General features: G+C 35.0%; 8 protein-coding genes. 1 reads left to right on the plus strand and 7 read right to left on the minus strand.

Annotated elements, in window-relative coordinates; genetic code table 11:
• Positions 1 to 861 precede the first annotated feature (861 nt).
• On the plus strand, positions 862 to 3,630 hold the full coding sequence (locus ACFRAE_RS09370; RefSeq protein ID WP_422796887.1) for a hypothetical protein: 2,769 nt from the start codon (positions 862 to 864) through the stop codon (positions 3,628 to 3,630).
• Positions 3,631 to 3,696: 66 nt separating this feature from the next.
• On the opposite strand, the gene ACFRAE_RS09375 is transcribed toward ACFRAE_RS09370, so the two are convergent.
• The 7 genes from ACFRAE_RS09375 to ACFRAE_RS09405 form a co-directional block, all read right to left on the minus strand.
• Positions 3,697 to 8,247 (minus strand): efflux RND transporter permease subunit, encoded by a 4,551-nt coding sequence (locus ACFRAE_RS09375; protein ID WP_422796888.1) that lies wholly within the window; start codon positions 8,245 to 8,247, stop codon positions 3,697 to 3,699.
• A 14-nt stretch (positions 8,248 to 8,261) separates the two neighbouring features.
• Positions 8,262 to 9,368: an efflux RND transporter periplasmic adaptor subunit gene (locus tag ACFRAE_RS09380; protein WP_422796889.1), complete on the minus strand. Its 1,107-nt coding sequence runs from the start codon at positions 9,366 to 9,368 to the stop codon at positions 8,262 to 8,264.
• 115 nt (positions 9,369 to 9,483) lie between these two features.
• Entirely contained in the window at positions 9,484 to 9,849 is a 366-nt protein-coding gene (locus ACFRAE_RS09385) for a hypothetical protein (protein WP_422796890.1), read from the minus strand.
• 75 nt (positions 9,850 to 9,924) lie between these two features.
• Positions 9,925 to 10,098, minus strand: a complete 174-nt coding sequence (ccoS, locus tag ACFRAE_RS09390) for a cbb3-type cytochrome oxidase assembly protein CcoS (RefSeq protein WP_422796891.1) — start codon at positions 10,096 to 10,098, stop codon at positions 9,925 to 9,927.
• 8 nt (positions 10,099 to 10,106) lie between these two features.
• Positions 10,107 to 12,506, minus strand: coding sequence for a heavy metal translocating P-type ATPase (locus tag ACFRAE_RS09395; RefSeq protein WP_422796892.1), 2,400 nt, complete (start codon positions 12,504 to 12,506; stop codon positions 10,107 to 10,109).
• A 16-nt stretch (positions 12,507 to 12,522) separates the two neighbouring features.
• Entirely contained in the window at positions 12,523 to 13,887 is a 1,365-nt protein-coding gene (hemN, locus tag ACFRAE_RS09400; RefSeq protein ID WP_422796893.1) for an oxygen-independent coproporphyrinogen III oxidase, read from the minus strand.
• A gap of 1 nt (position 13,888) precedes the next feature.
• Positions 13,889 to 14,308, minus strand: a complete 420-nt coding sequence (locus tag ACFRAE_RS09405; RefSeq protein WP_422796894.1) for a lactate dehydrogenase — start codon at positions 14,306 to 14,308, stop codon at positions 13,889 to 13,891.
• Between the last annotated feature and the right edge of the window lie 199 nt (positions 14,309 to 14,507).

Genomic DNA, 14,507 nt, shown 5'->3' on the forward strand with positions numbered 1-14,507 from the left:
TCCAAGACTTAGCCACAACATTTTTTATCCCTAAACCGCAACTGCCTGTGCCTTTGATGAATAAATTTTTTAAAATAGCTGCTCTTAAGACAAAATAGGCCATAAATGGCCTATTCAAGGACGATATCCTTCTTTAAAGCCTCTTGCATTCGTATAAACTGCTAGGCGCTTTGCATCCTCCAGTTCTTTACCATCCGTTGAATCCTTATAATCGTAATTTCTACACTAGCTATAATACAATAGGCTAACATGGCACAAAACCTGAAAGCCAGTTAGCTTATCAACGAAAAAATTGTATTACCTATATTATATAAAACAACTACCCATATAATATCGCTAACAAGCATTTATTAATTACAGCAATGGATCTCCTTCGGATCTTGGTCGGACATCACTCGGATGTTCACCGAAAATCAGCGAACAAGATCCGACGAAAAACCTAGGATACAACAATATTGAACCCGTCTTATATACTACCTGTATCAGACCAACAACATAAGCATCACATTACGAAGAATTGTTTTGGTTGGATAAACTTGAGAAATCTCTTTAAGGTAGAGGACCATTAAACCATAACTCCATTCAAAACCTATTGGTTAATAATAACCTACATTACAAAATACCACATTTAGGGTATATGCGAGTTAGAAAACAATCTTTACATTTAAATATTATTAACTATAAATTCAAACCAACTAACTAACTAGTATGAAATCATTCATCCACAAGCTCCTTTGTGTTTTTTTAAGTTTTATGGTAGCAGATACCATATATGCTCAAAATTCAAATGATGCTCCAAAAAAACAAGATAGTGAAGATAATAGTATATATCCCAAAGATGAATTAAAGATCTATAATCTATTGGAATTAAGTAAATACATAACAAGTCATCGATTGTCTATGCCAATTAAAAAACAACTATTCAATCGATTAATGGGCCTAGTTGGAACAGATTCCCTGAAATTGTCGAAATTAAATTCTAATAAATACCTTAAAGAATTGGTAAATGTCGTGCAAAAAAATGATCTACAAAATATTGAAACCTCCATCCATCATTCCTTAGAAAATAACATTCCTTTTACTATTTTGACCGAAAATCTAATAATTCAATCCTCAAAAAAAACAGAATTTGAAAAAGAGTATATCCAGTTATTTGCCTATATAAATTCAATTAAGGATGAAGAAAATAAAAAGAAGATAATTAGAGATTCTATAGATAAATACAATGAAGTATTAAAAAACATAGATAAGTTTGATGACTTAATAAAACAACAAAACAGCGATATTAATTCACTCCAAAGTGAATGGATAAAAATCACTAATAAACTCGCCAAAAAAATATCAAGTGACACGATCAATTTAATTCAAAAATCATTTAATTTAATTGATACCACTTCCAATTTGACAAATTTGGAGTTTGTCCAGCATATCAAAGAAATCATAAATAAGAACTCATATTTATCAAATCAATCTAAAAAAATTGTAAACATTGATCAAAAAATTGATACTATAGAAATAGATAAAGGAAATGCCGTTAGGATTTTTAGTAAAAAGATCTTGGATCAAATGACGCAAAGTGAATACTCCGGGGCCATGTATAAATTACCTGACAATTTATCAACCGAGCAAATCACCCAACAAATCCAGATTAATAGTATCATTCAATCAGCAGAACAATCTACGCGTTCTTCCTTTTCACTGCCATCAGAATCTGACTTAATCAATGCATTAGCTATCTTTTTGGCCAATAGAGCAAAACGAGAAGCATTAATATGGTTTATGGATAATCTCAAAGAAAGGATAAGTGATCCAATTGTGTTAGATGCATTTCCATCTACCAGTAAATTCATTTACGACAATCCATCTGAGGTACTAACCGATTTTAATATTTCGTTAAGAAGAGCTATGGCAGACGATTTCATTAATCTGCCTGATCACCTGTTGAATAGTCCCTGGATCAATCAACATTATCTTCAAGGCAAAAATTTAAAAAACACAAAAGAACTAATAAAAATTGGGAGTGAACTTTTAAGTCTTGTTCATTCACAATATACATACCGAGATATTATTAAGCATTTTCAATTGAATACCTCATTCGATGAAAAAAATAATTCCCACTTAATATTCCATTTCCTTTATATGGTAACCAATGAATTTTTCACAATTGATTTAATCGATAATACAGCAAAATATAGGTTACTAGGATTTGAGGAACTATCTAACATTAGTTTAGACCAATGGGAGGTTTTTAAAACGCTGCTATCCCTCAAATATAATTCAAATGTATACTCCCAATTAATATCAAAATACAATTACGATGATAAAATGATAAAAACTGATATCCTCGAAAAGCAATTAAAATCGATCAGCTCTTTACTAATGACCTTATCTCAGTTTGATAAATTAGCCAACCGAACTGAAAAAATAAACCCTAATGATATTTTGGCACCTTCCTTATGGAAAAACTTGGAAAAGGTTTTAGAGAATGTATACAGCAACTTTGCTTTAGATGAAAGTTTTAAAAAAGATTTAGAAATCCTAAAGAAAATTATACCAATCTATGAAAATGTATATAATAAAAATTTTGATCAAGTGGTAAAGAACACATTAGACTTTCTAAAAAACTACATTTCAGATAACGATATTAAATTAAGTATAACAGAGCAGTCGATTAAATTTGACTCCAAGATTCCAGGAATTGCTAATCTGTCGTTAAAAAACACGTTCAATTTAAAATCAGCTAGTATAATTTTCAAACAAGGAAATGTGTACATCGATACAAGTAAAATAAGCCATTTAGATTCCATAAGAAACGAATTGAAATACACTAATTATTACCTAAAAAATTTAAAAGAATTTAAGGATTCATCTGCTCTAAATCATTTAAAAATTAAACACACGCAAGTGTTAATAGCTAAATTATTTGAACTAAATAAAAAAAATCCAATAACAAAAGAACACTTACAACTGGTTAATTTAATACTTAAACTAAGTGAAAACCCCTTAGAAATTTTCAATGACCCTATATTAGGAAATTTAAAATTCGCTAACAAAGACAAAAATGTAGATCCCTTTAATAATATAATGAAAATAGCTACTTTTTTCACTGACATTAATAACAGTACAGATGCTAAATCTTTAGCATCTGCGATAGATAAAAATGTCTTGCCTCCAACGTCTTATATAAATAAAAGAAAAAGGAATTTTAGCATTGATTTAAATGGATATGTCGGGGTATATGGTGGACACCTATGTTATAAAGGAAATGATTCTACAAAATATAAAAATGGAGGAATTTATGGAATTACTGCTCCAGTAGGTATTAATTTAAGCATTAAAAATTTTTCACTTTTCATAAAAGCTATAGATTTAGGGAATTTAGTCAGCCAATATTTATGGGCTGCAAATCCTGAAACAAAAAATGATGACATCAATTTCAGGCAAGTTATTAATCCAGGGATTAGCGCAATATGGCATATTCCAAAATCTCCATTTGTATTATTCTTAGGTACAAGCGTTGTGTTGAATGAAGATTTTAACACAAAACAAGATCGCTTGAATCTATGGCAAAAGAGTGCTGGAATTAAAATAGATATCCCAATTATAAACCTCAATCGAAAAAAATACTAATCCAAAAAAAAATACTTTTAATAAAAAAGGGAGCTTTCGCTCCCTTTTATCACCAACCCTCCAAGGTTAGTTCCACCCACCACCAAGTACTTTGTATAGTACAATTTGGTTTTGGATTTTTTCTTTATTAATATCCACTTCAGCTACCTGAGCGGCAATTCTTCCTTTCTGCGCAGTAATAATATCCAAATAAGATACCCTACCTGCAATAAACAATTCCTCTGCTGCTGCAATCGATAAATTAAGGGCTTGAGCCTGATCTTGAACATGGATTTCGCGTTGCATAATCGCATCTTGGGTATTCAATGCCAATGAAACTTCATTTACCGCCTTCAATACCACTTTCTCATACGCTAAAAAACTAATGCCATAAGTAGCTTTCATGATTTCGTATTGCGATTTTAACTCTCTTTGTTTGAAGATCGGCATGCTTATTCCTCCAAATAAACCGTAAGTAACGGATTTATCTAGGCTGAACAATTTATCGAAGCTAAACGATTGTAAGCCTAAATATGGGCTAATCGCTACCGAGGGTAAGAAGGATAACCTGGAAGCTTCCAAATCATGAAAGTCAGCTTTCAACGCTAATCCAGCCATCCGAATATCCAATCTATTATTCAACAAATCCGCTAAAGATCCTACCGAAAGGTTGGCAAATAGCACCTCCTTATTAATCGTATTGATATTTCGAGCGATAGGTTGATAAACTCGACCCAATAGTCCATTGATTTGATGTTCAAAATTTAAGATATCTTGAAATGCAGTAGCACGATTTGCTTTTGATTCGGCTAATATAGATTTGAATTGTTGAACGGCTAACTCATCAGACCTTCCTGCCTCCTTTTGAGCTTCAATGATTTCCAAAGCACGTTCATGAAGTTTGATATTTTCTTCATAGACCAACACCTTTTCATCAAGGCTTATTAATTCATAATAAGCAGCTGCGATATTTGAAATTATTTCCGTTTCAATTAACCTTTTCATTTCAGATTCAGACATCAATTGATGGAAAGCTGCTTCTCTCCTATTTCTTAGCTTTCCCCAAAGATCAATTTCCCATGAAGAGCGCACGCCAACAAAATAATCTGGAATAAATGGCTCAGGAATTTTTTCATCAGATTTTAAATTATCCGAAAAATTAGAATCATAATTTCCTATACCCGATTCTGTGTAATGACCATATTTCCGTAATCCGCCTTCTACCGCAGCTTCTAACGTGGGAAATAATGCCGATTTACGGAATCTAAATTGGGCTTGAGATGCTTCTATGCGATGCAATGCTTGTTTGATATCGCGATTATTCGCTAAAGCTTCATCAATTAAGGAAATTAATTGCTGATCACTAAAAACTTCTTTCCAACCTAAATTTGCAATACTCAAACTATCCAACATAAATTTTGAAGCGTCTGTGCTTACAGTAGTAGACAATTCTTTTGTTATGGTCTTTTGCGGAGTAGAACAAGAGGAGAATAATAAAAACAAGGCAATTACAGATGTTGCTTGCGCAATTTTCTTTTTCTTCGCCCTTTTTGAAAATAACACCACCAATCCAGGAATTACCAAAACACCCAACACCGTACCAATCACCATTCCCCCTACTGCAGCAGTTCCGATAGTTCTATTACCGATCGCCCCTGCACCAGATGCCAACATTAATGGAATTAAACCTGCAGCAAATGCAAATGAAGTCATTAAGATAGGTCTTAGACGCGCTACAGCACCTTCAATCGACGCTTCCAAAACGTCCATACCTTGCTTGCGCTTAAGGTTGGCATATTCTACAATTAGAATGGCATTTTTACCCAATAGACCAATTAGCATGACTAAAGACACCTGTGCATAGATGTTATTTTCCAAGCCAAATATCTTTAAAAAGAAAAATGCACCAAATAATCCCGCTGGCAAACATAATATCACTGGCATAGGAAGTAAGAAACTCTCATATTGAGCTGCTAGTAAAAGATATACAAAGACTAAACACAATAAAAAGATATATGCTGCTTGGTTTCCAGAAATTTTCTGTTCCCTGGTCATTCCTGACCATTCGATTTCATAACCTTGGGGTAGATCCTTTGCGATACGTTCTACTGCTTCAATAGCTTGTCCAGAACTAAATCCAGGCGCTGCTTGCCCCGTGATCATAGCAGACGTAAACATATTATATCGAGTGATTTGCTCAGGACCATATACGCGCTTCATCGTCATAAATGAGGAATAAGGCACCATCTCTCCTGTTTCGGTTTTGACGTATAGGTTTAACACATCCTCTGGTTTTTTCCGAGAAAATGCATCCGATTGAACCATTACTTTATACATCTGCCCATAACGAATGAAGTTAGTGGCATACTGGCTACCTAATAGGGTTTGTAATGTGCTCATGGAATTTTCTACCGATATCCCTTTTTTGGCTGCCAAATCATAATCAATTTCCAACAAATATTGAGGGAAATTCACGTCAAAAGTTGAACTGGTATTTTCAATAACTTCATCTTGATTAAGCTTTGCGATGAATTCTTTCACAATCACATTTGTTTGTGCTAAGTCTTCATTTCCACTACGATCTAAAAGTCTTAATTCAAATCCGGATGAATTACCAAATCCGGGCACTGTAGGTGGTGGAAAATATTCGATGGTTGCATCTGCGATATGGGACGTTTTCTCCCGTAAAACGCGCATGACATCATCCACCGATTCTTCCCGATCGTCCCAAGGTTTTAGATTGATCATCCCCATACCGTACGAAGCACCAGAAACCTCAGTCACAATACTGTATCCCGCCAAAATAGAAACGGTCTCTACAACATCTAGACTACGTGCTATTTGATCGACCTCATTCAATACTGTTTCTGTACGATCCACCGTTGCTCCCGGAGGTGTCGTAACTGCCACATAAATCATTCCCTGATCTTCCGTAGGTATAAATCCAGATGGTAATATAGACGCAGATCCCCAAGTCGCGATGAACATGACTACCAAGGCAAGTAAGGTGATAATACGGCGACCGGCTATTTTTGTCAAGGTATTTTTATACCCTCCACTTATGCGGTTATATACATTATTAAATCCGCTAAAGAATTTATCTAATACACCATTTCCGGGTTTCTTGTCGTGAGGTGACCTTAAAATAATGGCACATAATGCAGGGGTAAGTGTCAATGCGTTAATTCCTGAAATGACAATAGCAGCTGCTAAAGTTAACGAGAACTGCCTGTAGAAAATACCGACTGGACCTGATAGAAAGGCTACCGGTACGAATACGGCTGACATCACCAAGGTAATGGCAATTACTGCCGACCCTACTTCTTTCATTGCCGCTAGAGTAGCTTCCATAGGAGGTAAATGTTCTTCTTCCATTTTAGCATACACCGCCTCGACGACGACAATACCATTATCGACCACAATACCTATCGCTAGGACTAAGGCAAATAAGGTTAATAGATTGATGGAGAAACCCATCATCTGCATAAAGAATAATGAACCTATTAAACACACAGGTACGGCTAAAATTGGAATTACCGTAGCTCTAAAATCTTGTAAGAATATAAAAACTACTAAAAACACCAAAATAAATGCTTCGATCAAGGTGATTAATACACTGGAAATTGATGCGTTCAAGAATCTAGAAACATCATAACCCATGGTATAGGTCATTCCTGCAGGGAATGTAGAACCTTTTAGTTCTTCCATTCTATCCTTAACACGCTGAATAACTTCTTGCGCATTGGACCCAGGTAATTGTTTTAACATGATGGATGCCGAAGGACGACCATCTGTTTTGGAAACCATCTCATAATCTAATGATCCGAATTCCACATCAGCCACATCTTTGATCCGAATGATAGATCCATCGACATTAGCACGTATAGGCACATTTTCATATTCACTGACTTCAGTAAATTTTCCTGGATACCGAAGTACATATTGCTGCATATTCACGGTTTTATCCGAACTAATACCTGTTTGTCCAGGAGCTGCTTCAATATTTTGCTTTCTTAATGCTGCTACAAGTTCTTCCGTAGATATGGAATAGGCCGAAAGTCGATCTGGTTTTACCCATATACGCATGGCGTAATCTTTCATACCCATAATTTGCGCAAATCCTACACCCTCAATACGTTTTAATTCCTTTAAAATATTGATGTCTGTAAAATTATATATGAATCGCTCATCGGCTGTTTCATCATCGGTATAAAGGTTCAAGTACATTAACATACTATTCACCTCTTTTTCTGTCGTTACCCCCGCTTTAATTACCTCTTCGGGCAATTCATCCAATACGGTTGTTACCCTATTTTGTACGTTTACAGCAGCAATATCTGGATCTACACCGACTTTAAAAAACACTTGAATTAACGTCGTACCGTTGTTGGTAGAAACAGAGTTCATATAAGTCATCCCAGCAACACCATTTATTGCACGTTCCAATGGAATGGCTACGGCATTGGTACTCACTTCGGCATTGGCACCCGTATAATTCGCTGTCACCACCACAGAGGGAGGTACGATATCTGGGAATTGGGTAATTGGCAATGTAAACAAGGCCAATAAACCCAGTAAGGTTATAAAAATGGATATGACCAGCGATAATACTGGTCGCTTAATATATTGTTCAAACATGAAATTACTCCTTATTAGTTATTTAATAATTTAGGTTGTACAATCATTCCATCACGTAAGGATTGAACGCCTTCATAAACAACTTTAGAATCATTTGGCAAGCCATCTTCAACCACATAAAAATGACCTACACGTTGTCCATTTTTAAAAGGAGTCATTTTTACGGTATCTCCACTCAAGGTATAGACATATGCCTTGTCTTGAATTTCAAACACTGACTTTTGGTGTACCATTAAAAGATTTCCAGTTTGTGTAGGGACTGCTATTCTACCCGTAGCCCCATGTTTCAACATGCCATCGGGATTATTGAAACGTGCACGTAGTGAAATAGAACCTGTACTGGCTTCAAATTCACTTTCCACTAATTCTGCCTCGGCAGTCAATGGATATAATTGACCGTTTGCTAGAACCAATTTAACTTCTTTCCTGAAGGTATTTTTGTCAAAATTAGATTCAGAAACCATATTTAAATATTCCGTTTCAGAAATATCAAAATAAACATTTACCATCGCTTGATCAGAGATACTCGTCAACAAAGAACCCTCTTCTAATAAAGATCCTTCTTTCAAATGTAAACGATCTATACGACCATCAAAAGGAGCACGAATTTGTGTATTAGCTAATTTGGTTTTGGCTTGATTAGATATTGCTTCGGCTTCCTTTACTTTGGATTCTGCAGCTCTTAATTGAACTTGCAATAAATCATATTCTGATTTACTTACTATATTTTTATCTAATAATTTTTTAGTCCTTTCTAATTCTAACTCTACTTTTTTAACTTCCGCAATGGTGGTATTCAATGAAGCTTGAGCTTGCGCATAATCTGCCTTGTATTCATCGTCTACAATGGAAAATAAAACTTGGCCCTTTTTTACGCTAACACCCTCATCGACATAGATTTTATTTAAAAAACCTGAAAGTCTAGAGCGTAATTCTACATTTTTTAAGGATTGAATATCTGCAATATATTCCTTAAAAATTACAGTATCTTTTTGAATTAGGTTGGTCACAGGAACGACTTTTGGAGTAGCGTCTTCCTTCCTTTCATTACTATTTACGGTGCATGATGCAAATAGCAAACTGTACCCTAGAACAGGGAACAATAATGAATTAATTTTCATGATAAATTATTATTAGTGGTAAAGTGTGAATATTTATGACAAAACACAGGTTGGTTAGCAGGTATATGCTGCTAAGCAAGTGATAAAATAAGGTTCAGATTTTCTAGAAGGAAAATTAGAATGGTCTATACCGATATAGGAATTCGTAATAGCTTGGCAGACAATTGGTCTTTGATAAATAAACCGGATGTTTTACGGATTTTTGTAAAAATACAAATCGACTTAATAACCAAGTAAATATGAGTACTAATGGAACTACAGCAAGTAAAAGTGAAAAGATTCTATACTCATCATAAATAATAAGAGGGATATTTTTTTCTCCACCTTCATGCTGAAAGTTTAGCACTTCTTCTAAAACGACTTCAACAAATGTCTCATTGGAAGAAACACGTTGATAACCAAGAAGCTCACTACATTTCACCTCAAAACATAGAACGTTGAGGTAGCTAAAAATGGCTAGGAAATGTAATATTCGAAACATACTCGCCAAAGATAAGCAAGCTTAGTACGAATAGCGTATGAATTAAGTAAAAAAACTGTTATTAAAAGGCTTTTTTCAAGCTTTTTTATCTTTTTTAGTTCCACTTTTCAATTCATCATCAAAAAGAATACGAACAGATGGGGTATAGGTATCTTCATGCTGTCCATTTTTACTCGCCCAAAAGAAAGCTAACAGAAAAAATAAAGCAATGATAAAACTACATCCAATTAACATAAATATGATATCCATAATATAAATTAAATTAACTTCCGACGATGGGCATAATACCTAGTCATCAGGCTAGTAAAAGATATAATTGTGACTGTACTAATCGGCATCAATATGGCTGCAAATAAGGGCGACATGGTCCCTTGAACGGCAAAGCTCAAACCAATTATATTATATAAAATAGAAATTACAAAACTAATCTTAATGACTTTTAAGGCGTCCTTACTGAATTGAAAAAAACGAGGTAATTTTTCAAAAGATTCGCCATCTAATATTGCGTCACAACCGGGTGAAAAGTTATTAATATCATCCGAAACGGCGACTCCTAAATCTGCCATGCGTAATGCACCGGCATCATTCAATCCATCTCCAAACATACATACTTTCTTCCCTTCGCGTTGCCACCAGGTAATCCTTTCCAACTTATCTGAAGGGGTTTGATTAAATAATAAGTGCGAGTTGTTGGGAAAAATCAATTTTAACGAATCAGCTCTTCGATCATTGTCTCCAGAGATTAAATGCATCTGGTAATTATCTGCTTTAAAATCATTAATGACTTGAGCTAATCCCAATCGCCAAGATTGTTCGAAGGTAAAATATCCTTTAATCTTTTGGTTAATCCGAAAGTAAACTACCGAACCATCTGTAATAGCACTTTCTGTACCAACAAAACTTGCGCTACCAACAAATAGTTCAAAGTCTTGATATTTCCCCATTTGCCCCTGCCCTATAAATTCTTGATAATCCGTAATGAGTAATTGCTGATCAATTTCACCTATCCATTTAAGGATTTCTCGACTTAAGGGATGACTTGAATTGCGGCATATTGCGCTTAATAGGCATTTATCGAAAGCGTCTAAATTTCCTTCAAAATATATCGTGGATGCATTCGGCGAAGAGATCGTTCCTGTTTTATCAAAAATGAGGGTGTCTATAGCTGCCATCTGCTCGATAGCCGCTGTATTTTTAATGTAAAATTTATTTTTATCGAATATACTCAGCGCGGCAGATAGCGTGAATGGAGAGCTTAAGGCTAATGCACATGGACAGGCTATGATCAGTACTGCTGTAAATGCAGCCCATGCTCGATTGCTATCTGCTCCAACTATCCAAAATAAACCAGCGCTTACAGCAATTAGTAATAAGCCTATCGTAAAGTATTTGCTAATATAGCCGACGAAGGTATCAAATTGTTTATTGTAATCTTTGAAACTCTCATTGTTCCAAAGCTTAGTCAAATAACTTTGGGATACTGCTTTTACGACTTCTAATTCGATCGCTTCGCCCATTTGTCTTCCGCCAGCATACAGGACTTCTCCCAATACCTTTTCTACGGGTTTACTTTCCCCCGTAACAAAACTAAAGTCTACGGAAGCATTGCCTTTTAATAGGATTGCATCTGCAGGAATTATTTCATTATTACGAACTAAAATACGATCACCAATTTGCAAATCGGACAATTGGGTTGCTCGTTCTCCCTTATCTTCTAAAACCGTGACAGCAACTGGAAAGTATGACCGATAATCTCTTTCAAATGAAATATGGTAATAGGTTTTTTGCTGCACCCATTTACCAATTAAAATAAAAAAAACTAAGCTGCATAAGGTATCCATAAATCCAGCTCCAGTCTGACTTAATATCTCGAAAGAGGAACGGAAAAACAATACGAAAATCCCCAATGCCAAGGGTACATCCAAGTTTAATCGCTTTTGTTTTAAACTCAGGTAGGCAGATTTGAAATAATCGGATGCACTATAAAATAACACAGGAATACCGAAAGCTAAATTCATATAGCCAAATAAAGTGGCATATTGTTTTTCAAACTCCGCCATCCCGAAATACTCTGGAAAAGAAATCATCATCGAGTTTCCAAAACAAAAACCAGCAACAGTAATTTTTGCTATTAATTTCCCTTGATTTATCTTTTTACTTTCTTTTACGACATCCTGTAATGTAATTTTAGGATCATAACCGATTTGATGAAGCAAACTCACTAAAGCCCGTAAACTAAGTTCATTTTTGTTGAAGGTAATACTAACTAACTTCTTCATGAAATCTACTTGAGAGGATTTCACTCCATCATGCAGTTTATAGAGATTTTCTAATAACCAGATACATGAACTACAATGGATGGCTGGAATATAAAAGGTAATAATAATCTTTTCGTCATCCTGATAATCAACTAGTTTTTCTATAATTTTTGGTTCATCCAAATAGGATAAATCTTCTTTTTGCAAACGTTGTGATTTACCGGGATGTGTATTGTATTTATAATAGCTTGTAAGGTTATTATCATTTAATATTTGATAAACGGTTTGACAGCCTAAACAACAAAAGCTATGCTGATGAAGAACATAAGAACTTTCCTCCATATGATCCCCACAATGATAACAGGTGCTTTCTACCTTAATTCCTTCTTGGTTCGCCATAATTCTTATAGACTAATTAAATCGCCTGACTAAACAAGCCTTCACGTTCTTTGCTATATTGCAAGCGAACATCGAAAGCCATACAAACATTTCGTAAAAATGACTTCCCTAATGCGGTAATCTCTACTGAATTTCCATCAATACTGATGAATTTATCGGCAACAAAACATTCCAATCGTTCTAATATTCCTTCGTTAATTTCCATAGCAGGAATTAAATCAACATGCCCACGGCACATCATATTTAATATGTATTGACGCACCACCAAATCCTCATCGGTCAATAAGTGTCCTTTAATTACAGGCAACTTATTTTCTGCAATGATGGCATGGTACTCCTCAACCGTTTTCACATTTTGAGCAAAGGCAGTCCAACTATCGCTGATGGACGAAACACCTAAACCTATCAACAATGGCGTATAACGATCTGCATAGCCCATAAAATTTCGGTGTAAACGTCCCTCAATTGCTGCTTGATATAACTCATCATTCACTTTTGAAAAATGATCCATACCCACATCTTCAAATCCTGCAGCTTGAATCATAGTCTTACCTAAGGTATACAAATTCAATTTTTCTTCCCCTACTGGCAAATCATGCTCTGTAAAGCGTCTTTGACCTGGCTTTATCCAAGGAACATGCGCGTAACTGTAAAAAGATATACGATCAGGATCTAGTTGAAGTGCATGTTTAATAGTCATTTCTACCGAGGACATCGTTTGCTTCGGTAGGCCATAAATTAAATCAAAATTGATGGAATCATAGCCAATTTCTCTCGCATCTGCCATCACACGTTGTACATCTGCTACTGTTTGATGACGATTGATCACAAATTGAACCTGATCATCAAAATCCTGAATGCCCAAACTCAGACGTGTAAATCCCAATTGGTATAAGGTCTCTAAATGCTGACGCGTTGTATTTGCAGGGTGTGCTTCAAAAGAAAAAGTCGCATCTTGCGATTTTTCATTCCCAGCCAATATTCCTTCAATTAAATAGGCTAAATTATGTGCTTCAAAAAAGGTTGGAGTCCCTCCTCCTAGATGTATTTCTGCAATTTTAATAGATTCCTCCCCCAAAATTGATTTATACATAGCCCATTCTTTCAATACAGATTGTATATAAGGGTCTTCTACACTGTGGTTTTTCGTAATTCTCGTATTACAACCACAATACGTACACAAGCTTTCACAGAATGGCAAATGAATATAAATACTAATTCCATTGTCTTTAGAAGAAGCGTACTGTGCCGCAACACGAGATTCCCAATTTACGCTATTAAACGTTTCATTATCCCAAAATGGAACTGTTGGATAACTAGTATAGCGGGGAGCCGCCACATTATATTTATTTATTAATTTATTGCTATGTTCTACTTCCATATTAGCCTTTCATTACTTTATTAACACAATCCATCCTACATTGGCATGCTTCACCTGCACAACCACCAACCATCCATTGTGTCAAATTTTGTATTGTTCTTGTTGCAATTTCTTGAGGATTATTTTCTAAAGGAGTATTTGCGATGTGCATTTTTAATTGTCCAGCAAATTCCACATCAATGTGATCTATTGATTTAGAACGAGTAACGATACTTTTTACGCCTAATTTGAAGAGTTCATTCAATAAGGTTCTATCTAAATGATCTCTTTCAGAAATAATAACGCACTCTTTTCCAGCGGCAAAGTGAACTGTACTTAAGTTCAACCCATTAGAGATAAAAGTTAGATCATGAACTTTCGCATTAGCTTTCGCTAAATACTCTTTCTCTGTACCTAATATGTTATAAGCTATCACTCTCATCCTTAAGAAAATAATTATTTTAAGACAAAATTAAGCCTTTGTTGATTTCAATTGAGTGAAGTACATCAACATGGAAAGTGATATATATCACAATTCATTCGAATACATTTGGAATAGCATATATAGCTTAGCAACAACAAGTCAACCTGATAAATCAAAAAAGGAGGCTGAAATCAGCCTCCTTTTTCTATTCATGAAA

The organism is Sphingobacterium sp. HJSM2_6 (genome assembly GCF_049316305.1).
Taxonomy (GTDB): domain Bacteria; phylum Bacteroidota; class Bacteroidia; order Sphingobacteriales; family Sphingobacteriaceae; genus Sphingobacterium.